This is a genomic window from Staphylococcus pseudoxylosus (assembly GCF_003697915.1).
GTDB lineage: Bacteria > Bacillota > Bacilli > Staphylococcales > Staphylococcaceae > Staphylococcus > Staphylococcus pseudoxylosus.
This window is the reverse complement of record NZ_RCVN01000075.1, coordinates 1-272: the sequence shown is the minus strand read 5'-3', so window position 1 is coordinate 272 and position 272 is coordinate 1. Positions and strand designations below refer to the sequence as shown.

The 272-nt window shown below is 29.8% G+C and carries 1 protein-coding gene; it reads right to left on the bottom strand.

The features are described 5' to 3' along the window. Positions 1 to 272: hypothetical protein (locus D9V42_RS14860; protein WP_208639102.1), on the bottom strand; the 272-nt coding region annotated here is incomplete at both ends.

Genomic DNA, 272 nt, shown 5'->3' with positions numbered 1-272 from the left:
GAAGGCAGTTAAACCAATACCTACTAATGTTAAAAGAATAAACGTTGTTCGTAACAATTTTTGACGTTTTTGTTTTTCTTGTTGCTCAATTTCGAAACGTTCTTTCAATTTGCTATACAAGTTCTCTTTTTCGTTTAATTCAATGACTTGTTGTGAGTATTCTTTTTTCTTTTCAAAAGTCTCTTCAGGAACTATTTTTTCTTCAACAGAATCTAGTTCGCTATGAACCGCATTATCTTCGATTTTATTTTCTTCTAAACTACGTTCTAATT